The following is a 20,286-nucleotide window of genomic DNA, read 5'->3' as shown; positions in this document are numbered from 1 at the left end:
GACGATCATGACAGCGAGTCGTCAACTCTTTATTACTCATACAATTTGACAGAAAATACTCCTACAAGTAGTAAGAAGCCACCTGCTTTGGCCTAACCGACCTTGGCTATTCCTGATCAGCCCCTTGAGCTCCCCTCGAGGCGTATCCCTGAGCCGGCCCGGTCGGGCCGGCTCTTTTTTGTCGGTCAGAGATGAGAGTCTGACGGCCGCCGGATCAGCGGGTCGCATCGCCGCTTTCGTTGCAGACCCAGGCCGCGTAGCGATCGAGGGCGCCGGTCACAGGCCAGGCCACGATGGCGGGCACATCGTAGCTGTGCAGCGCGGCGATGCGCGCGATCAAGGCATCGGCCACCTCCGCACGCGTCTTGAGCACAGCAACGACCTCACCGGCTTCCTCGATCTGGCCTTGCCAGCGATAGATGGACCGGCATGGCCCGAGGATGTTGGCGCAGGCGGCGAGGCGCTCCTCGACCACGGCCCGGGCAATGCGGTTTGCCTCGCTCTCATCGGCGAAGGTCGCATAGACGCTGACGATCGCGCCTCGCGGGGAGTCGGTCACGGCCGGGCCTGCCCCAGCCGGTGCGCCGCATTGAGCAATGCCGCGAGCAACAGGACCGCCATGCCCTGGTGTGCGACGGCAATGTCGATCTGGACGCCGGAGAGAATGGTGAGGATGCCGAGCAGGATCTGCGCGACGACGGCGCCCCACAGCAGACCGGCATCGGTCCGCAACCGGATTGCCCAGGTCTTGACGCCGAGCCAGATTGCAACGCCGGCGACGACGAAGGCCAGCCAGCGGTGGATGAACTGCACGACGATCGGGTTGTCCGCGAAATTCCTGAGGAACGGCTCCAGCATCGGCGTTTCGGACGGGAACCACTCCTCGCCCATGCGCGGCCAGGTGTTGAACGCATAGCCGGCATCGAGTCCGGCGACATAAGCGCCGAACAGGAACTGGAGAAACAGCAGGCACAAGGCCCAGATGCCGAGCAACGGCATCTTCACTGGTGCGGAGGCGGCATCGACGGCGAGGCGCTTCAGGTCCATCGCCACCCAGACCGTCGCCGCGAAGATCAGCAGGGCGGTGAGCAAATGAACCGCGAGCCGGATGTGGCTGACCTCGGGCACGTCGATGAGGCCGGAGGCGACCATCCACCAGCCGATCGCCCCCTGCAGGCCGCCGAGCGCAAGGATGCCGCCGAGTTTCCAGCCATAGCCGGCGGGGATTGCCCGCTTCCACCAGAACCAGAGGAGGGGCAGGGCGAAGACCAGCCCGATCAGCCGGCCGAGCAGGCGGTGGACATATTCCCAGAAGAAGATGTTCTTGAATTCGGCCAGCGACATGCCGGTATTGACCTGCTGATATTGCGGCGTCGCCCGGTAATGGTCGAACTCCGCCTGCCACTCTGCGTCGTTCAGCGGCGGGATGGCGCCCGAGATCGGCTCCCAGCGCACCATCGACAGGCCGGATTCGGTGAGCCGGGTGATGCCGCCCACCACCACCATCAGGAAGACCATCACGGCGACGACGGTCAGCCAGCCGGCGACGGCGCGGGGACGGGGGGACGGCGTGGCGGGGCGCGAAAGCGGCATGGGCGCGCCTATGCCGCCGCGCAGCACGGCGCACAAGGGCGGCGGCTCAAGGTCTGGACCCTACGCGTCCGGGAAGCGCGCGAATTCGGGCAGGGCATGCGCGCCCTTCATCCAGCCGATCCGGTCGGCGACCTGGATCTGTGCCGAGGGTGCGATCACGGCATCGGGATCGTCGAGTGTCGCTGTCTGCAGGTCGATCTCGCCGGGAAAGATGATCGGGTTGGTATAGAATAGTCCCGTTCCGCAGCGTTCGCAGAAGTGTCGCCGCCCGTCCGCTGACGACGCATAGTCTCTCGGCGTTCCGGTGGTCAGGCGAATGTCATCCGCGCGGAATGCGGCCCAGCCAACAAGCGGCGCTCCCGCCGAGCGCCGGCAATCCCGGCAATGGCACAGGCTGTGACGCCGCGCTGGGCCTGACACCTCGTAGCGGATCGCGCCGCAATGGCAGCCGCCGGTCAACATGAGTCTGCTCCCCGTTCCATCTGCAGGCGCCCATCATCCGTGTCGGAAGCAAAAGCGCAACGGCCTCGACGTCGCGTGAATGTTATGTTGTAACTTCGCGATCGCCGGCGTATATCCGGGCCAGGAGGACTCGCGACTCTTGTTGCAGCATGCGTTCAGGACTGGCGCCATCGATCGGCTCGCTATCGGCGTGTCGGGCCTGTGCCTCGTCCACTGCATCGCGAGCGCGGTGCTGGTGACCCTGGTCGCATCGGCCGGCGGCCTGCTGCACCCCTTGATCCACGAGGCCGGCATGATCGTCGCGCTGATGCTCGGCGTGATCGGTCTGGGCCGCGGCATCGGCCAGCACGGCTTCATGCTCCCGTCCGCGATCGGTGGCCTCGGCCTCGGCATCATGGCCGGCGCGCTGACGCTCGGCCATGGCGGCGGCGAGGAGCTGGTCTATTCGGTGGTCGGCGTCCTCATCCTCGCGCTCGGCCACGACCTCAACCGCCGCGCGGTGATCTGACGGACTCACAGGCCGTCACCCCGGCGCAGGCCGGGGTCCCGTCGAGACGCGTCGTGACTTCTGGTCCTGAGATCCCGGCCTGCGCCGGGATGACGGGAAGGGCGCTGTTCCCGCCTTGTCCGGGTGGAGACGAAGGCTTACATTCCCGCTCATGACCCATGTGCATCACAGCCATTCGGGCGCCGATCTCTCCGACGCCGCACGCTCGACGATGGAGCGCTCCGGCGAGCAATGGACGCCGATGCGCGCCGCCGTGTTCGGTGCGCTGGCGAGCTTCGAGAAGCCGGCCTCGGCCTACGACATCGCCGAGAAGGTCAGCCAGGATCAGGGCCGCCGCGTCGCCGCCAACAGCGTCTACCGCATCCTCGACCTGTTCGTCGGCTCGAACCTCGCTCGCCGGGTCGAGAGCGCCAACGCCTACGTCGCCAACGATCATCCGGGCTGCCTGCACGACTGCATCTTCCTGATCTGCGACACCTGCGGCCAGGCCACGCATATCGACGACGACAGGCTCTCCGACGGCGTCCGCAACGCCGCGAAAAAAGCCGGTTTCGCGCCGGCGCGACCGGTGATCGAGGTCCACGGCCGCTGCGAGGATTGCGCGGAGTAACCGCACCGGCGGATTCGTTTTTTCACTTCTGAAAAGCTGAAACTTTTGAAACTTCCGAGCGGGTTCTCTTGCACGCCAATGTGTTAGGGTTCGACTTCCCAGCCGGTCGGCCTTATGAAGATCGGCTGTAGATGGGGACAGCATGACCGATCGACGCGAAACGCCGCTTCTCGACACCGTCGGGACGCCCGATGACCTGCGCAAGCTCGAGCGCGAGCAGCTGAAGCAGCTCGCCGACGAGTTGCGCGCCGAGACCATCTCGGCCGTTTCGGTGACCGGCGGACATCTGGGCGCGGGTCTGGGGGTCGTCGAGCTGACCGTCGCGCTTCACTATGTCTTCAACACGCCCGAGGACCGGCTGGTCTGGGACGTCGGCCATCAATGCTATCCGCACAAGATCCTGACCGGCCGCCGCAGCCGCATCCGCACCTTGCGCATGGGCGGCGGCCTCTCCGGCTTCACCAAGCGGTCCGAGAGCGAATATGACCCGTTCGGCGCCGCGCACAGCTCGACCTCGATCTCGGCCGCTTTGGGCTTCGCCGTCGCCAACAAGCTCTCCGACCGGCCCGGCAAGGCGATCGCGGTGATCGGCGACGGCGCGATGAGCGCCGGCATGGCCTATGAGGCGATGAACAATGCCGAGCAGGCCGGCAACCGCCTCGTCGTCATCCTCAACGACAACGACATGTCGATCGCGCCGCCGGTCGGCGGCCTCTCCAACTATCTCCCCCGCCTGGTGTCGTCGGGCAAGTATCTGACCCTGCGCAGCCTCGCCCAGCGCTTCGCCCGCAAGCTGCCGACGCCGCTCCACACCGCCGCCCGCAAGGCCGAGGAATATGCCCGCGGCATGGCGACTGGCGGCACCCTCTTCGAGGAACTGGGCTTCTATTATGTCGGCCCGGTCGACGGCCACGATGTCGATCTGCTGGTCAAGATCCTCGAAAATGTCCGCGACGCCGATTTCGGGCCGATGCTCGTCCATGTCGTCACCAAGAAGGGCAAGGGCTATGCGCCCGCCGAGGCGGCCGCCGACAAATATCACGGCGTCGTCAAGTTCGACGTCGTCACCGGCAAGCAGGACAAGGGCCCCGGCGGCGGCCCGCCGGCCTATCAGAACGTGTTCGGCGAGACGCTGGCCAAGCTTGCCAATGACGACCCTAAGATCTGCGCGATCACCGCGGCGATGCCGTCCGGCACCGGCGTGGACAAATTCGCGCAGGTCCATCCGATCCGCGCCTTCGACGTCGGCATCGCCGAGCAGCATGCGGTGACCTTCGCCGCCGGCCTCGCCGCACAGGGCATGCGGCCGTTCGTCGCCATCTATTCGACCTTCCTGCAGCGCGCCTACGATCAGGTCGTCCACGACGTCGCGATCCAGAATCTGCCGGTCCGCTTCGCCATGGACCGCGCCGGCCTGGTCGGCGCCGACGGCAGCACCCATGCCGGCAGCTTCGATCTCGCCTATCTCTGCACCCTGCCCAATTTCGTTGTGATGGCCGCCGCCGACGAGGCCGAGCTCGCCCACATGACCAAGACCATGCAGGAGCATGACAGCGGCCCGATTGCGGTCCGCTATCCGCGCGGCAACGGCGTCGGCGTGCCGCTGCCGGAGGTTCCGCAGGCGCTGGAGATCGGCAAGGGCCGCGTCGTCCGCGAAGGCAAGAAGGTCGCGATCCTCTCCCTCGGCACCCGCCTCGCCGAGGCGCTCAAGGCAGCCGATCGGCTCGACGCGCAGGGCTTGTCCACGACGGTCGCGGACCTTCGCTTCGCTAAGCCGCTCGATGAAGCACTGATCCGCCGCCTGCTCTCGACCCACGAGGTCGCGGTGACCGTCGAGGAGGCCGCGATCGGAGGCTTCGGCGCCCACGTGCTGACGCTGGCCAGCGACGCCGGCCTGATCGACGCGGGCCTGAAGCTCAGGACCATGCGCCTGCCCGACGTCTTCCAGGACCAGGACAAGCCCGAGAAGCAATATGCCGAAGCCGGCCTCGACGCTGACGGCATCGTCGAGACCGTGCTGAAGGCGCTCCGCCACAACAGCGCGGGCGTGGTCGAAGGGGCCCGGGCCTGACCTTCTGGATCGTCGCCGGGGCGGTTCTCAGCCTGGTTGTTTTGCTGATCCTCTTTCGCAACCGCCGCTTTGATCGCGCCCAAAGCGCGGCCGCGGCGAAGCGCCCCAACCTGTCTGAAGACAACTTCGTCGCTACGATGGAGGGGTTGGGCGGCGATGAAGTGGTTGCCGTTGAGGTTTATCGCAAACTGACGGCCTATTGCCGGTCAGGCGTTTTTCCCAATCCGGGTGACCTGCTGGACAGCTTTTTCGGTATTGATGCCGATGAGCTGGAGGGTCTGATCGAAGATCTTTTTCAGAGACTTGCTCTGCCAATCCCGTCCGGGCGTACACCCGAGCACATCCCGCCGCTGGAGACGGCCGCCGACCTCGTCTTGTACCTGTCGCACCGTCGCAAGGAGATCGGCTTTGCCGAAGGGCCGCGCTGACCAGCTCCTCGTCGACCGGGGCCTCGCCGAAAGCCGCAGCAAGGCGCAGGCGCTGATCCTCGCCGGGCTCGTCTTCTCGGGCGAGCGCAAGATCGACAAGGCGGGGCAGCCGCTGGCCGGGGACGCGCCGCTGGAAGTCCGCGGCAAGGAGCATCCCTGGGTGTCGCGCGGCGGGATCAAGCTCGCGCACGGGCTCGATCATTTCGGCTGGGGCGTGACCGGCGCGGTGGCGCTCGACGTGGGCAGCTCGACCGGCGGGTTCACTGACGTTCTCCTCCAGCGCGGCGCGGCGAAGGTGTTCGCCGTCGATGTCGGCACCAACCAGCTCGCCTGGAAGCTCCGGCAGGACCCGCGCGTCGTCGTCCACGAGCAGACCAACGCCCGCTACCTGACCGATGAGATCGTCACCGAACCCGTCGACATCGTCGTCTGCGACGCCAGCTTCATATCCCTCGCCAAGGTGCTGGATACGGCCCTGAATTTCGCGAAACCGGACGGCCGCCTGATCGCGCTGGTCAAGCCGCAGTTCGAGGCGGAACGGCACGAGATCGGCAAGGGCGGGGTGGTGCGCGACGCCGCGGTCCACGAGCGGGTGTGCCGACAGGTGGCGGCGTGGCTGGAAAGCCGCGGCTGGACCATCATCGGCGTGACGCAAAGCCCGATCACGGGGCCGGAAGGCAATGTCGAGTTCCTGCTCGGCGCGATGAGGGCACGACCTGCCGATACAAATTGATACAAGGCGCCACTCGACAAGACCCGAAATTTGCGCATTGGGCTGTCAAAGGCCTCAATATGCTCGAAAAGGCGGACGTGACGCAGCGGTTCCTCATCCTGGCTCTCACGGCGATCCTCGCCGCCTGCGGCAGCGGCAGCGGCGGCGAGCGGCAGCGCGAGCAGCCGCTGCCGCTGGTCAAGGCCGAGCCCGCCTCGACGATGCGCTTTGCCAACCGGATCGACGCGGTCGGCACCGCAGTTGCCAACGAGCAGGTGACGCTCGCAGCGCCGGTGACGGAGCGGATCATCCGCCTCAACTTCGACGACGGCGGCTATGTCCAGCGCGGGCAGATCATCGCGGTCCTGCGCCAGGCCCAGCAGAGCGCCCAGCTCCAGGAGATCCAGGCGCGCGAGCGTGAGGCGCAGCAGCAGCTCCAGCGGATCGAAGCGCTGAAGGACCGCGGCTTCGCGACACGCTCCAACTACGATACCCAGGTCGCGGCCACCGCCCAGGCCCGCGCCCAGGCCCAGGCCGTTCGGGCGGAGATCGGCGACCGGATCATCCGCGCCCCCTTCTCCGGCTGGGTATCCCTGCGCAACATCTCGGTCGGTGCGATCGCGAGCCAGGGCGCCGAGATCGCGACGATCAGCGACCTTTCGACGATCAAGCTCGATTTCACCGTGCCGGAAACGATGCTGCCCGCAATCCGCGAAGGGCAGGCGATCGAGGCGCGTTCAAGCGCCTATCCGGATCGGCCCTTCCGCGGCGTGATCCACACGATTGATCCGGTGATCGATCCCAACACCCGCGCCGTCCGGGTGCGTGCACGGCTTCCGAATCCGGATCGCCTGCTGCGCCCCGGCATGCTGCTCAACGTCGGCATCGAAAGCGCGCCGCGCAACGGCCTGTCGGTGCCGGAGCTCGCCGTGGTCGGCGAGGGTGAGAATCGCTTCGTCTATGTGGTCGATGCGCAAGGCCAGGCGCGCCGGACTCCGGTGCGGACCGGCGTGCGGGCGCAGGGCCGCATCGAGATCGTGGGTGGCCTGCGGCCGGGCCAGCGGGTCGTGACGGAAGGCGTGGTCAAGGTCGCCGACGGCATGCAGGTGCGCCTGGCCGGCGATCGCAGCTCGCAGCAACGGGCGCAGCGGCAGGGGCCTTCGCGCGGGCAGGGCGGCTAGCCGATGAAGCTCTCCGACCTTTCCGTCAAACGGCCGGTCTTCGCAGCGGTCGTCGCGATGCTGATCGCGGTGATCGGACTGGTCGGCTTCTTCAGTCTCTCGGTCCGCGAGATTCCCGATGTCGACCCGCCAATCGTGTCGGTCGAGACCCGCTATATCGGCGCCGCGGCGAGCGTGGTCGAGACCCGGGTCACCCAGGTGCTCGAGGAGCAGCTCGCCGGCATCGAGGGGCTCCAGACGATCACCTCGCGCTCGCGGGACGGCCAGTCGGACATCACCATCGAGTTCGCCCCCGGCCGTGACATCGATTCCGCCGCCAACGACGTGCGCGATCGGGTCGGCGCCGCGACGGAAGACCTGCCGGACGAGGTTCTGTCGTCCGAGGTCCGCAAGGTCGACGCCGATGCCTTCCCGATCCTGTTCCTTGTGATTTCGAAGCCGGACTGGTCCCCGCTGCAGCTCTCCGATTGGGTGGATCGCAACCTGCTCGATCGCTTCTCCGCGATCGACGGCGTGGCGCGCGTCTTCATCGGCGGCGAGGCGCGTCCAGCCATGCGGGTCTGGATCCAGCCGCCCCGGCTTGCCGCCTTCGGGCTCACCCCGGCCGATATCGAGAATGCCCTGCGCAGCCAGAATGTCGAGCTGCCCGCCGGCCGCATCGAATCGACACAGCAGAATGTCACGCTGCGCGTCGACCGGCCCTTCGCCACCGCCGAGCAGTTCCGTCAGCTGATCGTCGGGCGCGGCAATGACGGCTATCTCGTCCGGCTTGGCGACGTCGCCCGGATCGAGCAGGGACCTGAAAATCCCTACAGCTTCTTCCGTCTCAACGGAAATCCGGCGATCGGCCTCGGCATCGTCCGCCAGTCCGGCGCCAACACCCTCGCCGTCGCCGAGGCGGCGAAGGCGATGATGGCGCAGATCGAACCGACCCTCCCCGAGGGCATGTCGATCGCCGTTGGCTCGGACGAGTCGATGTTCATCGAACGCGCCATCGAGAAGGTGTGGGGAACCTTGGCCGAGGCCGCCATCCTGGTCGTGCTGGTCATCTATCTGTTCCTCGGCAGCTGGCGGGCGACGTTGATTCCGGCCGTGACGGTGCCGCTCTGCATTCTCGCGAGCTTCGGCGTGCTGTGGATGTTCGGCTTTTCGATCAACCTCTTCACGCTGCTGGCGCTGGTCCTGTCGATCGGCATCGTCGTCGACGACGCCATCGTCGTTCTGGAAAACGTCTATCACCGGATCGAGGAAGGGGAGCCGCCGCTCGCCGCCGCCTTCAACGGCACCCGTCAGGTCGGTTTCGCGGTGCTTTCGACGACGCTCGTCGTCTGCGCGGTGTTCGTGCCCATCATGTTCATCGCCGGCCAGACCGGCCTGCTGTTCCGCGAACTCGCCGCGGCGATGGTCGGCGCGGTCGCCTTCTCGGGCTTCTTCGCGCTTAGCCTGGCGCCGATGCTCTGCTCCAAGCTGCTGCGTCACGAGGAACGCAAGGGCCTCGCCGCCTGGATCGACCGGCGCTTCAAGCAGCTCGAGTATTTCTACGCCCGCCGTCTCGACTGGGCGCTGCGCAAGCCGCTCATCCCTTCGATCGCGATCGCGCTCTTCCTGGCCGCCTCCGGCACGCTCTTCTTCACCCTCCAGTCGGAGCTGGCGCCGACCGAGGACACCGGCATCATCAACGTCAACGTGAACGCCCCGGAAGGCACCGGCTTCGCCGAGATGGACCGCTATATGGGCGAGGTCCAGACGCGGCTTCTGCCGCTGCTCGGCCAGAACGGCAACGAAGGCATCGTGCGTACCGTCGTCACGCGTGCGCCGGCCAGCTTCGGCGCGAGCGACGATTTCAACAGCGGCGCCGCCTCGATCTTCCTCAGGCCCTGGGAGGAACGGGACATTGCGACGCAGGACGTCGTCAACCAGATCAACCACGAGCTCGGCCAGGTCGCCGCGGTGCGCGGCAACGCCTCGATCCGCAACTCCCTGAGCCGCGGGCGCGGCCAGCCGGTCAACTTCGTGATCGCCGGCGCGACCTATCCCGAGCTCGCCGCCGCCCGCGACCGCATCCTCGCTGCGGCGGCGCAGAATCCCGGGCTGATCAACGTCGACAGCGACTATAAGGAAACCAAGCCGCAGCTCCGGGTCGAGGTCAACACCGCCCGCGCCGGCGATCTCGGCGTCTCGGTGGCCGACGTGTCGAATGCGCTCCAGACCCTGCTCGGATCACGCCGCGTCTCCACCTATCTCGACCGCGGCGAGGAGTATCGCGTCGTCGTTCAGGCCGAGGAGGGGGCCCGCGCCAACGAGACCGACCTCGCCCAGATCTATGTGCGCAGCCGGACCGGCACCCTGGTGCCGCTCTCCAACCTCGTGAGCACGCACGATGCGGCTGGCGCACGCGATCTCGGCCGCTACAACAAGCTGCGGGCGATCACGATCAGCGCCAGCCTCGCGCCCGGCTATTCGATGGGCGAGGCGCTCGATTTCATGGAGGCGCAGGCCGCGGCCGCGCCGGAGGTGACCGCGGTCGGCTATCGCGGCGAAAGCCAGTCTTTCCGCGAGGCGGGCGGCTCGATCTATCTGGTGTTCGGTCTCACCATTCTCGTCGTCTACCTGCTACTCGCCGCCCAGTTCGAGAGCTTCGTCCATCCCGGCGTCATCATCATGACGGTACCGCTCGCCGTCGCCGGCGGACTGATCGGCCTCGCCATCATGGGCCAGACGATGAACCTCTACAGCCAGGTCGGCCTGGTCATGCTCGTCGGTCTCGCCGCCAAGAACGGCATCCTGATCGTCGAGTTCGCCAACCAGCTGCGCGACGCGGGCCGCGATATCGGCACCGCGATCCGCGATGCCGCCCGCCGGCGCCTGCGCCCGATCCTGATGACCTCGATCGCGACGGTGGCGGGCGCGGTGCCGCTGATGCTGGCGACCGGGGCCGGCGCAGCCGCGCGTTCGGCGATCGGCGTGGTCATCGTCTTCGGCGTCGCGATCGCGACCGTCATCACCCTCTTCCTGATTCCGTTGCTCTATTCGCGTCTCGCGCGTTTCACCGGCTCGCCGCTCGCCGTGAGCCGCCGGCTCGAGACCCAGTTGAACCAGCCGGGCGGGCTGCAGCCGCATCCAGCCGAGTGAACGCAAAAGGGGCCGGATGACGGGACTCGCTTCGAAATCGCAGCTCCGCATGAGCTTCCTGCGCTATGCGCTGGTGACCGTCCCCGCCGTGGTGCTGCTCGGGACCCTGTCCGGCGCACTGTCGGGGTCGGGCTACGACAATCCCTGGTTCGCCGCGCTCGACAAGCCGGCTTTCATGCCGCCGGGCTGGGCGTTTGGCGCAGCCTGGACCCTGGTCTACATCCTGCTTGGCCTGTCGTTGGCGATGGTGCTCCACGCCAGGGGCGCGCGGGGGCGGGAGCGGGCGCTGGTCCTGTTCGGGCTTCAGCTTGCCCTCAACCTCGCCTGGTCGCCGGTCTTCTTCGGCATGCACGAGATGTCATTGGCGCTTTCGCTGATCGCGGCGATGATCGTCGTGGCGGTCGCGATGATCCTGTTCATCTGGCGAATCCGGCCGCTTGCGGCGTTGCTGCTCTTCCCCTGTCTCGGCTGGCTGATGCTCGCCGCCGCGCTCAATTTCCAGATCCTCGTCCTCAACCCCGGCGCCGAAACGCTTGCGCCCGGCGCCGCAAGCACCGATATCTCGCTCTGATTGGGTTTGGGAGGACGTGCGATGCAGTCCCAGAATAAGTTGTTCGACGATTTCGTGAAGGTTCTGAACGGCGCCGCCGGCACCGTCGCCGGCATGACCCGCGAGGCGCAGAGCGCGATGCAGGAGCGTGCGCGCGAATGGGTCGGCGGGCTCGATATGGTGAGCCGCGAAGAGTTCGAGGCGGTGAAGGCGATGGCTATCGCCGCGCGCGAGGAAAACGAGGCGCTGAAGGCGCGGATCGCTGCTCTCGAGACTGTTGCACCGGCCGAAAAGGCCGCATCCAAACGCAAGCCGCCCGGCAAGGGCGCCTGACCTATCCACAATTTTCTTTGACGGCGTGCCACGGCCTTTCTTGCGCTTTGCCGCGGGGAAAGGCAGTTAATGCGAACAAAAGCGGGCCGGGATCGCTTTATGAATATGGATGAATATGAGCTCGAGCGGGAGGCCAGCGCGCCTATCGACATGCTCGAGACCTATTATACGGCGCTCGGCTGGGATTTCGAGCGCAGCGGCGACGACGAGATCGTCTCCAGCTTCCAGGGCAGCTGGACGCAGTACGAGCTGCGTGCGATCTGGCGGCCGGAGGACCACGTCCTCCAGTTCCTCGCGCTCCCCGACATCCGCGTCTCGGCCGAGAAGCGCGACGCGACCTACGAGACGATCGGCCTGATCAACGAGCAGCTCTGGCTCGGCCATTTCGAGCTCTGGTCGGCCTCGGGCCTCGTCCTCTTCCGCCACGCCGCCTTGCTGGAAGGCGAGGACAGCGGGACGCTGAGCCTCCAGCAGGCCGAGACCCTGGTCGAGGCGGCGATCGAGGAATGCGAGCGCTTCTACCCGGTCTTCCAGTTCGTCCTGTGGGCCGACAAGACCCCCCAGGAAGCGATCGCCGCCGCCCTCATCGAGACGCAGGGCGAGGCCTGAGGCGCTTCGAAACGCCTCCTCTCGTCATTGCGAGCGGAGCGAAGCAATCCAGCAGGGCGGTGCCATTTCTGGATGCTTCGTCGCTTCAATTTCGGTGACGGTGTACTGACTTGCAATTGAGTATTGTGTCCTGGGAATTGAACCCGGCACTCTCAAGTCGATGATTCGCCAAAGCGATCTACCAGTCCCATTGTTCCGCAACTAACCCACTTGTCCTGTTAGCGTTTCTACTGGGAAGATGCGGCTCGTTTCGGATGAGGTATAAGGCGCTGGGGAGGATCGGAGATGCGTATAGTCATCATATTGGCTGCGATTGGGCTTGCCGGATGTGAGAGGATACCGCATCCGAATTAACAAGGGCTGGCGAGATCGTTGACCTAAATTCAGATGTGGCTATCCTCAGAAGAGAGGTAGCGGAATTGCGGGGTCAAGTTTCACGTCTCGAATCAGAATCTTACCGATCTGCTCAGCTTACGCCTGGCAGCAGCGGCTTCGTTGACATAGGAAGCACTATCGGCACGCTGACTGTAAGTCTTCAGGATGTCCGCCCTTATGCGAACGGCTCTCGCGTCCGACTGAGGTCTGGAAATCCGACAAGGGCTACGATCAATCGAGGCGAGCTTCGCATAACCTATGGCAAAACTGACCAAAGCGGCGCGCCTACTGGCGAGCCACGCACGATGACATTGGCATTGACTGATGAACTTGAAGAAGGCGGATGGACGGCCATCAATGTAAATCTCGAAGGCGTCCCCCCATCGGATCTTGGTTATCTACGTCTGACCGAGATAATCGCCACGAGCATTAGTCTTCGTAGTGAGAATAGCTCTCCGGCACCATAACCCCCTTCCCCCGCAGTTGCGAGGACACGATACCTAATTCAAACCCATTGCCGTTTCGGCGGCAGCTATTCACGCAAAGACGCGAAGGCGCAAAGAGTCCGAGGAACGCATAAGCCGATGCGCCTCTCCGGCCCTTCGCGTCTTTGCGTCTTCGCGTGAAATATGGGGCCTTCAGCCCAGACGCAGGCGAGCGCCTGCATGGCGCGAATGCTGCCCGGTACGATTGTTGGATACAAATAGGATTTCTTCTGATCCAAGCTGACGGATGGAACAGCATCCCGATCCTCCACCCCGGATTCCCGCACATCTCCTTGCGCTCCTGACCTTCGCGCCCGTCCCGCTCCGTGCCCGGCGCGACGGGTGGACGCCGGCGCGTCAGCGCTGCTACGTCCTCGCGCTCGCCGCGACCGGCCATGGCGGGCGGGCCGCGGCGCTGGCGAGGATGACCCCGCAGAGCGCCTGCGCGCTGCGCCGCCGCCCCGGCGCCGAAGGCTTCGCCCGTGCCTGCGCGGCCGCCTTGTTCCTTGCCGCTGAACCTCCCGGCGCCGAACGCGGCGACCCCGCCCGAAAGCCCTGTGGGCACCGCGAACTTTCGGACGTTATGAAACTTCCGCCTGTCCTGAGCGAAGTCGAAGGGCCCGCCCCGAGCCCCGCCGAAGGGCGTGACGCGGGCGGCCGATCGCAGTAACGGAGCCGCCATGGCTGATCCCCTCCTTCCCGGACCGCTCTGGCTCGCCGGCTGCGGCAACATGGCGGGTGCGATGCTGGCGCGCTGGATCGAGGAGGGTATCGATCCGGCCCATGTCAGCGTGATCCGGCCGAGCGGTCGCCCGATCGGAGAGGGCGTTCGCGTCACCACCGATTATCCCGAGGATGAAGTGCCGGCGATCGTGCTGCTCGGCATGAAGCCCTACCAGCTCGATGTCGTGGCGGACGCGCTGGCGCCAATCCTCGACGAGGAAACGATCCTCGTCTCGATCCTCGCCGGCGTCGAGCTGGCGTCGCTCAGGATGCGTTTTCCGGTGCCGCGGACGATCATTCGGGCGATGCCGAATTTGCCCGTTCGCCTCGGCAAGGGGGTTATCGGTCTCTTCAGCGACAGCGACGATCTGGCCGCGCGCAACCTCACAACCGGCCTGATGGCGCCGCTCGGCCATGCCGAATGGTTCGATGACGAGACCTTGTTCAACCTCGTCACCACCCTGGCGGGAAGCGGCCCGGCCCTTGTCTATCGTTTCATCGACGCGCTGGCCGAAGGTGGCGCGAAGCTGGGCTTCCCGAAAGACCGGGCGCTGCATCTCGCGCTCGCAACCGTGGAGGGAGCCGCCATTCTTGCCCGATCCGCCAATACCGACCCGTCCGAACTCGCACGGCAGGTGACGAGTCCTGGCGGGACGACCGAGGCCGGCCTCAAGGTCCTCGATTCCGACGGTGCGCTGAGCGATCTCGTCGTTCGCACGCTCGAGGCGTCACGCCGCCGCAGCCTCGAGATCGCGGCCGAGGCACGCCGGAAGGAATAGCGCCGCGATCGGAGTTGCTATTGCGGCTTGCGCGGCGGCTTGCCTCCGCCGGGGCGGCTGCCTCGCGGCGTATTCCGGTGCCCGCCCGGCTTGCGCGGACCATTGGGTCTCGGTCGCCGGCCATCCTCCCGTCCGCCGGTTTGCGGCCGTGTCGGCGCGGCGCCCGGTCCCGACCCGATCGAAACCGAATAACCTTCCTTCAGCAGCCGGTTGAAGCCGCTCCGGACGCTGGCGGTGATCGCCGCCTGCAGCGCCGGCGGCAGATCGGCGAAGGTCGTGTTGGCATGGATCGCGCCCAGATCGCGGAGCAAGATATTCGGCACGCCCTTCGACGCATCCTTGAGCGCGACGATCGCATCGGTGACGGCGGCGAGCAGGACTTCCTGCATCACCTCGGTGGCGGACTTCGGCATAGGGTCCTCTAACCTGCTCCTGGGCGCGAGGCGATAGCGAACAGGCGCAGGGTCATCAGGCGCATCCGTCACGGCCTGCGACATCCCGGAATGTCTTGGGCAGCGTGAATCCGCCACCAAGTTGGTCATCGGGCTCGATGTCGAACACCGCCGTGCCGCTGTGGTGGGACCTGCCCGATACGAGCACGCGCACGGTGCCGTCGATGGGTTCATCAGCCCGGGTGACGCATCCGGAAAATCCGATTCCCGTCGGGCCGAAGAAAAGGCGTTCCTGCCCCGGTCGGATCAGGCCGAGCGCGTGGTCGCGCGCCATGCGCGCCGTCACCCCGCTGCCCGTCGGGCTGCGATCGATCTGCCCATCGGCGAACACGCACAGATTGTAGGTCGGTGCGGGTGGCGCGGCGTCATCGGTGAGGATGGTGCCATAGAGGAAACCGAGATCCTCCGCGTCCGGGTGGACGATGTCGAGCGCGCTGCGGGCGGCGTCGGTCAGTGCCGTCGCGGCCGACACCAGCCGCTCGAACGGTGCGTCGCAGAAGGACAGGCCGAGGCGGCTGGCCGGCAGAACGGCGTAGAAGGCGCCGCCATAAGCGAGATCGAATCGCACCGGGCCGAGGCCCGGCACCGCGATCGCGACGTCGCGGCGGCTGAGGAAGGCGGGGACGCTTATGAACGCGGTGCGGTGGACGATACCGTTCTCCACGGCGCAGCGTATCTCGACCAGACCGCAGGGAAGCTCGATGCAGAAGCGGGTCTCGGGCTCTGCCACCGGGACCCGGCCCGATTCCACCAGCCATCTGCCGAGCGCGATCGTCGCATGGCCGCACATCGTGCTGTAGCCTTCGCCGTGGATGAACAAGGCCGCGAAGGCGGCGCGCGGGTCCGTCGGCGCGACCGGAATGACGCCATACATGCCCGCGTGCCCGCGCGGCTCCAGCACCAGCATGCGCCGCAGCGCGTCGTGCCGGTGCATCGCTTCCCGGCGTTTCTCGAGAATGGTCGCGCCCGGAAGGTCGGGATAGCCGTCGGTGACGATCCGCACCGGCTCTCCGGCAGTGTGCATGTCGGTCACGCAAAGGCGTTGCATCGTTGCCTGGTCCCCTCAATCCGCATCGGCATCGAACAGCGCCTCGATCTCTGCGATCAGGCGCGCGGGCACCTCGACGCCTTCGACGAGGCTGCGCGCCCGTGCCCGATAACGGCGCTCGGATGGGAGGCGCGCCCCCTGCCCGGCAATGCCATCGAAAAGCTGCTCGCCGCGGGCGAGGTGTTGCGCCGCCGCGCTACCGAGAAAACCGCTCGGATCGATGGCGATGATGAGTTCGCCGCCGATCGGTGAGGCGCCCGCACCGCCATCGGCCACAAGCGATTCCACGCTCGTCATGTCGCCGATGAGCGGTCCGGCGATCAGCTCCACCATGGCGGCCAGTGCCGATCCCTTGTGGCCGCCGAAGGTCAGCATCGCGCCGGCCAGCGCCTGCGCGGCATCGGTCGTCGGGTTGCCCTCGGGATCCAGCCCCCAGCCCAGCGGGATCGGCTGACCCTCCCGCCGGTGCAGCTCGATCTCACCCCGTGCCGTCACGCTGGTGGCGAGATCGAACACGAAGGGGTCGCCGCCGGGCCGTGGCCAACCGAAGGCGATGGGATTGGTTCCGAAAATCGGGGTCGTCCCGCCGGCCGGCGCGACCCAGGCATGGCTCGGCGTGAAGGCGAACGCGACCAGACCGTCGCGCGCCAGCGCCTCGACTTCCGGCCAGAGCGCCGAGAAATGAACACAGTTGTTGATGCCGAGGCCGGCCAGGCCATATTCCCGCGCCTTGGCGGCGAGCACCGGCGCGCCCGCTTCGAACCCGATCTGGGCAAAGCCGCCCCCGCAGTCGACGCGAACGAGTGCGCGGGCGACATCTCGAACGACGGGTTGGGCATCGCGCGTCACCTTGCCGGCGCGAACCGTGCGCGCGCAGACCAGCAATCGATAGAGTCCGTGGGCCGCGCAGCCGTCGCGTTCGCCGGCGACGATCGTGACGGCGACCGCAGCCACCTGCCGTTCGTCCAGGCCGAGCCGGACCAGGGCGGATTCCGTGAGGTTCCGCACCTCGTCGAGGCTCATTCGTATCTTGCCGTCCATCGTTCGCTGGTCTCCACAATCGTATACTAGAGGGTGCCGATCAGTCTTGTATTGGCCTTTCCCCCTCCATTCGAATCGAGAGGATTTTTCCCTGAGAACTCGGCCCCCGACATATCCCTAATTGACAGGCTCTCTCTTGTGTATATCGTATTTTGTATACGAATCTGCTGCCACGTAGCAGCTGCAAGGGAGGAACATATGCGACGGATCGTGCGCGATGGGGTTTCGCGTCTGCCTGCCATTCTGCTGTCTTCGGGCCTCTTCTGGGGCGCCGCGGCCGGAATATCCGCGCCGGCTGTCGCCCAGGAGGCGGCAACGCAGCCGCCCGACAGCATCGCGCCCAGCGGCAACGTGAATGCCGAAGGCGACACCGGCACCATCGTCATTACCGGTTCGCGCCTCGTCCGCACCGATCTCACCGCGCCCAGCCCGACCACGATCGTGGGCGAGGCTGATATCGAGCTCTCGGGCAACGTCACGATCGAGAACACGCTGAACGAGTTCCCGCAGCTCGCGTCGGGCAACACGTCCAGCGTCAACAATGGCGGCGGCTCGGGTGTGCTGACTGCGAACCTGCGCGGTCTCGGCGCCACCCGCACCCTTGTCCTCACCAACGGGCGGCGCTTCATTCCGGCCAATTCCGATGGCCTGGTCGACTTGTCGACGATCCCCGATGCGCTGGTCGAGCGGGTCGAGGTGATCACCGGCGGCGCCTCTGCGGTCTACGGTTCGGACGCGATCGCCGGCGCGGTCAATTTCATCCTCAAGAACGACTTCGAAGGGCTGGAGGTCAGCTATCTCTACGGCCAGACCTTCCGGGACGATGGTGCCTCGCACAAGATCGACGCGACCTTCGGCACCAACTTCTCCGACGATCGCGGAAACATCGTGCTGTCGGCCTCCTACACGAAGCGCGATCCGGTGTTCCAGGCGAACCGCGACTTCGCGCAGGTGCCGCTGGACACCATCAACGGCGAGCTCGTGCCGGGTGGCTCGGGCAACGTGCCCGGCACGCGCATCGGCCTCAGCTCGGCGCAGCTCGCGCAGCTCGTCGGCGTCAACCTCACGCCCGACGGGCCCTGCACCAATCTCAACAGCATCGTCTTCCGCGAAAATGGCGTCCCGGGCGCCTATTGCACGCCCGAGAACGCCTATAATTATGCCCCGTTCAACTACCTGTTGCGCCCGCTCGAGCGCATCCAGGTCTCCGGCCTCGCCCGCTACGAAGTGGCCGACAATGTCGAGCTGTTCACGGAGATTTTCTACGTCAACACCCGCAACAACACCGTGCTGGCGCCGGAATCCTTCGCGCCGCTGACGCCGGGAGCGCCCTCGCAGACGCTGCTCGTCCCCAACTACGCCACCAATCCGGGCCTGCAGGCGGCGGTCCGGAATTTCTTCGTCAACAATGCCGCGATCTTCGATCCGGACGGCGATGGCACTGCGGCGGTCGTTGGCGCGGCGCGCCGCGCCGATGAGCTCGGCACCCGCGATTCCTTCTACGAGCGCAACTCGATCAACATCACCGCCGGCGCGCGCGGCAATTTCGATCTGCTCGGGGGCCCGTGGCGGTGGGAGGTCTTCTACCAGTATCAGCGCAACCGTGCGGACACGCGGCTCGAGAATTTCATCTCGCTGACCCGGCTCAGCCAGGGCCTCGACGTCGTGGTCAACGGCGCCGGCCAGGTCGTCTGCCGCAATGCGAATCTCGGCTGCGTGCCGGTCAATATCTTCGGCTACGGCTCGATCACGCCGGAGGCCGGGCGGTTCATCACCCCGCCACGCGTCAGCGACGAGCTGTTCACCCGTCAGGTGGTCGGCGCGTCGTTGAGCGGTGCGCTGTTCAACCTGCCGGCGGGTCCGGTGGCGGTGGCCGCAGGCGTCGAGGCGCGCCGGGATCAATATGATTTCAACCCGAGCCCGCAGGACCTTGCCGGCGAATATGGTCCGGGATCCCAGGCTGCGACCGGCGGGCGTTTCAACCTCATGGAGTTTTTCGGCGAAATGCGTGTCCCGATCCTGTCGGGACAACCCTTTGCCGAAACGCTCGCGATCGAAGGCGCTGTCCGCTACTCGGACTATTCGACGATCGGCGGCGTCTTCACCTGGAAGGTCGGCGGCGAATATGCGCCGGTGAGCTGGCTGCGCTTCCGCTCCGCCTACAATCGCGCGATCCGGGCGCCCACGCTCAACGAGCTGTTCCAGCCGATCGCGACCGGCTTCTCCTCGGGCGAGGACCCCTGCATCGCCTCGCGCCAGCCGACGGCCGCGCAGCAGCAGCTCTGCATCGCCCAGGGCGTGCCGGCGGCGGACCTGCCGACCTTTACGCAGGCGGGACTCGGCTTCCTCGTCCGCTCGGGCGGCAATCCGAACCTGCAGGAGGAGCGGTCGAAGACGTTGACCGTCGGCGCGGTGATCCAGCCGCCGTTCCTCGACCGGCTCAACATCACCGTCGACTATTTCAAGGTCCAGGTCGACAATGCGATCGCGACGATCAATGCGAACCAGACGATCAACGACTGCTTCGCCAATCTCGACATCAACTCGACCACCTGCCAGGCGATCTTCCGCCTGTCGAACGGCCAGATCGACTTCGTCTCGACCCAGCTCAGCAATATCGGCTCGCTCAAGGTCGAGGGCATCGATGCGCAGGCGGACTACCGCATTCCCTTGGGCGCCTTCGCCTCGATCAACGGCCAGAGCGCGTCGCTCAACCTCCAGGCCGTTGCGAGCTGGCTGTTCGAACGTTCGACCCAGGTGCTCAGCAACCAGGCACCGCTCGACTGCGCCGGCTATTTCGGCGGCGGCTGCACCGGAACCGGGGTGTTTGCGACGCCTGACTTCAAGCTCAACCTGTCCGGCACCTACAACAGCGGACCGGTCACGGTCAGGCTGCAAGGCCGGATGATCGACGGGCTGGAGCTGCGTCCGAACGTCACCGCAGCGGTCGAGGAGGTCGGCGCGCAATGGTATTTCGATCTCGCCGGGCGGGTGCGGATCGGGGGAAATTTCGAATTGTTCGGCGGGATCGACAATCTTTTCGACAACAAGCCGCCGATCCTCGGTACCGCATTGTCCGGCGACGCCAATACCGACGTGTCGCTCTACGACGTGATCGGCCGGCGTTTCTTCATCGGGGGCACGGTCACCTTCTGATCCCTCCCTGGGCGCCGCTCTTCCCCGAGAGCGGCGCC

At 66.3% G+C, this 20,286-nt stretch carries 20 protein-coding genes; 14 read left to right on the top strand and 6 right to left on the bottom strand.

The window, feature by feature from the left end; genetic code table 11:
* Positions 1-214: 214 nt before the first annotated feature.
* Genes cutA through RCO27_RS04635 form a run of 3 tightly spaced genes read right to left on the bottom strand, consistent with a single transcriptional unit; the run spans position 215 to position 2,055 of the window.
* Positions 215-559: a divalent-cation tolerance protein CutA gene (gene cutA / locus RCO27_RS04645; protein WP_309001464.1), complete on the bottom strand. Its 345-nt coding sequence runs from the start codon at positions 557-559 to the stop codon at positions 215-217.
* Positions 556-1,593: a COX15/CtaA family protein gene (locus tag RCO27_RS04640; protein ID WP_309001463.1), complete on the bottom strand. Its 1,038-nt coding sequence runs from the start codon at positions 1,591-1,593 to the stop codon at positions 556-558. Before RCO27_RS04640 ends, cutA begins: the two co-directional genes overlap by 4 nt.
* A gap of 60 nt (positions 1,594-1,653) precedes the next feature.
* Positions 1,654-2,055: a GFA family protein gene (locus tag RCO27_RS04635; RefSeq protein WP_309001462.1), complete on the bottom strand. Its 402-nt coding sequence runs from the start codon at positions 2,053-2,055 to the stop codon at positions 1,654-1,656.
* 139 nt (positions 2,056-2,194) lie between these two features.
* Here RCO27_RS04635 and RCO27_RS04630 point away from each other — a divergent pair, with 139 nt between their 5' ends.
* The 13 genes from RCO27_RS04630 to RCO27_RS04575 all read left to right on the top strand — a co-directional run bounded on the left by RCO27_RS04630 (position 2,195) and on the right by RCO27_RS04575 (position 14,551).
* The gene (locus RCO27_RS04630) at positions 2,195-2,563 is read left to right on the top strand and encodes a MerC domain-containing protein (RefSeq protein WP_309001461.1); all 369 of its coding nucleotides are present in this window, start codon (positions 2,195-2,197) and stop codon (positions 2,561-2,563) included.
* Positions 2,564-2,714: 151 nt separating this feature from the next.
* On the top strand, positions 2,715-3,173 hold the full coding sequence (locus RCO27_RS04625) for a transcriptional repressor (RefSeq protein ID WP_309001460.1): 459 nt from the start codon (positions 2,715-2,717) through the stop codon (positions 3,171-3,173).
* A 142-nt stretch (positions 3,174-3,315) separates the two neighbouring features.
* Positions 3,316-5,244 (top strand): 1-deoxy-D-xylulose-5-phosphate synthase, encoded by a 1,929-nt coding sequence (gene dxs / locus RCO27_RS04620; RefSeq protein WP_309001459.1) that lies wholly within the window; start codon positions 3,316-3,318, stop codon positions 5,242-5,244.
* Between the two features lie 41 nt (positions 5,245-5,285).
* Positions 5,286-5,672 carry a hypothetical protein gene (locus tag RCO27_RS04615; RefSeq protein WP_309001458.1) on the top strand — a complete coding sequence of 129 codons (387 nt, stop codon included), beginning with the start codon at positions 5,286-5,288 and terminating at the stop codon, positions 5,670-5,672.
* The gene (locus tag RCO27_RS04610) at positions 5,653-6,405 is read left to right on the top strand and encodes a TlyA family RNA methyltransferase (RefSeq protein WP_309001457.1); all 753 of its coding nucleotides are present in this window, start codon (positions 5,653-5,655) and stop codon (positions 6,403-6,405) included. Before RCO27_RS04615 ends, RCO27_RS04610 begins: the two co-directional genes overlap by 20 nt.
* Positions 6,406-6,464: 59 nt before the next feature.
* Complete coding sequence (locus RCO27_RS04605; protein ID WP_309001456.1) at positions 6,465-7,565, top strand: efflux RND transporter periplasmic adaptor subunit; 1,101 nt, start codon at positions 6,465-6,467, stop codon at positions 7,563-7,565.
* 3 nt (positions 7,566-7,568) lie between these two features.
* Positions 7,569-10,697 (top strand): efflux RND transporter permease subunit, encoded by a 3,129-nt coding sequence (locus RCO27_RS04600; RefSeq protein WP_309001455.1) that lies wholly within the window; start codon positions 7,569-7,571, stop codon positions 10,695-10,697.
* Between the two features lie 16 nt (positions 10,698-10,713).
* Entirely contained in the window at positions 10,714-11,268 is a 555-nt protein-coding gene (locus tag RCO27_RS04595) for a TspO/MBR family protein (RefSeq protein WP_309001454.1), read from the top strand.
* Between the two features lie 21 nt (positions 11,269-11,289).
* On the top strand, positions 11,290-11,580 hold the full coding sequence (locus tag RCO27_RS04590; RefSeq protein ID WP_309001453.1) for an accessory factor UbiK family protein: 291 nt from the start codon (positions 11,290-11,292) through the stop codon (positions 11,578-11,580).
* 99 nt (positions 11,581-11,679) lie between these two features.
* A complete protein-coding gene (locus RCO27_RS04585; protein ID WP_309001452.1) occupies positions 11,680-12,189 on the top strand; it encodes a YbjN domain-containing protein in 510 nt (169 codons plus the stop codon).
* 368 nt (positions 12,190-12,557) lie between these two features.
* Positions 12,558-13,031: a DUF3251 domain-containing protein gene (locus RCO27_RS19255; protein WP_374990364.1), complete on the top strand. Its 474-nt coding sequence runs from the start codon at positions 12,558-12,560 to the stop codon at positions 13,029-13,031.
* A 265-nt stretch (positions 13,032-13,296) separates the two neighbouring features.
* The gene (locus RCO27_RS04580; RefSeq protein ID WP_309001451.1) at positions 13,297-13,719 is read left to right on the top strand and encodes a hypothetical protein; all 423 of its coding nucleotides are present in this window, start codon (positions 13,297-13,299) and stop codon (positions 13,717-13,719) included.
* A 10-nt stretch (positions 13,720-13,729) separates the two neighbouring features.
* Entirely contained in the window at positions 13,730-14,551 is an 822-nt protein-coding gene (locus tag RCO27_RS04575; RefSeq protein ID WP_309001450.1) for a pyrroline-5-carboxylate reductase, read from the top strand.
* A 17-nt stretch (positions 14,552-14,568) separates the two neighbouring features.
* Here RCO27_RS04575 and RCO27_RS04570 read toward each other — a convergent pair whose 3' ends face one another.
* From RCO27_RS04570 to RCO27_RS04560, 3 genes are read right to left on the bottom strand one after another with little or no spacing between them, the layout of a single operon-like run.
* A complete protein-coding gene (locus tag RCO27_RS04570) occupies positions 14,569-14,964 on the bottom strand; it encodes a hypothetical protein (protein ID WP_309001449.1) in 396 nt (131 codons plus the stop codon).
* A 55-nt stretch (positions 14,965-15,019) separates the two neighbouring features.
* Positions 15,020-16,051: a proline racemase family protein gene (locus RCO27_RS04565; protein WP_309001448.1), complete on the bottom strand. Its 1,032-nt coding sequence runs from the start codon at positions 16,049-16,051 to the stop codon at positions 15,020-15,022.
* A gap of 15 nt (positions 16,052-16,066) precedes the next feature.
* Complete coding sequence (locus RCO27_RS04560; protein WP_309001447.1) at positions 16,067-17,092, bottom strand: Ldh family oxidoreductase; 1,026 nt, start codon at positions 17,090-17,092, stop codon at positions 16,067-16,069.
* Between the two features lie 198 nt (positions 17,093-17,290).
* Here RCO27_RS04560 and RCO27_RS04555 point away from each other — a divergent pair, with 198 nt between their 5' ends.
* Positions 17,291-20,248 carry a TonB-dependent receptor domain-containing protein gene (locus RCO27_RS04555; RefSeq protein WP_309001446.1) on the top strand — a complete coding sequence of 986 codons (2,958 nt, stop codon included), beginning with the start codon at positions 17,291-17,293 and terminating at the stop codon, positions 20,246-20,248.
* Positions 20,249-20,286: the final 38 nt, after the last annotated feature.

It is taken from the genome of Sphingosinicella sp. LHD-64, assembly GCF_031157375.1.
Classification (GTDB): domain Bacteria; phylum Pseudomonadota; class Alphaproteobacteria; order Sphingomonadales; family Sphingomonadaceae; genus Allosphingosinicella.
The sequence above is the reverse complement of the archived record's forward strand: the minus strand, read 5'-3'. Positions and strand labels throughout refer to the sequence as shown.

Excerpts from the sequence above, each read along its gene's own strand:
- RCO27_RS04640 (WP_309001463.1), bottom strand. The coding sequence starts at position 1,593 with ATGCCGCTTTCGCGCCCCGCCACGCCGTCCCCCCGTCCCCGCGCCGTC.
- RCO27_RS04635 (WP_309001462.1), bottom strand. The coding sequence starts at position 2,055 with ATGTTGACCGGCGGCTGCCATTGCGGCGCGATCCGCTACGAGGTGTCA.
- RCO27_RS04625 (WP_309001460.1), top strand. The coding sequence starts at position 2,715 with ATGACCCATGTGCATCACAGCCATTCGGGCGCCGATCTCTCCGACGCC.
- dxs (WP_309001459.1), top strand. The coding sequence starts at position 3,316 with ATGACCGATCGACGCGAAACGCCGCTTCTCGACACCGTCGGGACGCCC.
- RCO27_RS04605 (WP_309001456.1), top strand. The coding sequence starts at position 6,465 with ATGCTCGAAAAGGCGGACGTGACGCAGCGGTTCCTCATCCTGGCTCTC.
- RCO27_RS04600 (WP_309001455.1), top strand. The coding sequence starts at position 7,569 with ATGAAGCTCTCCGACCTTTCCGTCAAACGGCCGGTCTTCGCAGCGGTC.
- RCO27_RS04595 (WP_309001454.1), top strand. The coding sequence starts at position 10,714 with ATGACGGGACTCGCTTCGAAATCGCAGCTCCGCATGAGCTTCCTGCGC.
- RCO27_RS04590 (WP_309001453.1), top strand. The coding sequence starts at position 11,290 with ATGCAGTCCCAGAATAAGTTGTTCGACGATTTCGTGAAGGTTCTGAAC.
- RCO27_RS04585 (WP_309001452.1), top strand. The coding sequence starts at position 11,680 with ATGAATATGGATGAATATGAGCTCGAGCGGGAGGCCAGCGCGCCTATC.
- RCO27_RS04580 (WP_309001451.1), top strand. The coding sequence starts at position 13,297 with ATGGAACAGCATCCCGATCCTCCACCCCGGATTCCCGCACATCTCCTT.
- RCO27_RS04575 (WP_309001450.1), top strand. The coding sequence starts at position 13,730 with ATGGCTGATCCCCTCCTTCCCGGACCGCTCTGGCTCGCCGGCTGCGGC.
- RCO27_RS04570 (WP_309001449.1), bottom strand. The coding sequence starts at position 14,964 with ATGCCGAAGTCCGCCACCGAGGTGATGCAGGAAGTCCTGCTCGCCGCC.
- RCO27_RS04565 (WP_309001448.1), bottom strand. The coding sequence starts at position 16,051 with ATGCAACGCCTTTGCGTGACCGACATGCACACTGCCGGAGAGCCGGTG.
- RCO27_RS04560 (WP_309001447.1), bottom strand. The coding sequence starts at position 17,092 with ATGGACGGCAAGATACGAATGAGCCTCGACGAGGTGCGGAACCTCACG.
- RCO27_RS04555 (WP_309001446.1), top strand. The coding sequence starts at position 17,291 with ATGCGACGGATCGTGCGCGATGGGGTTTCGCGTCTGCCTGCCATTCTG.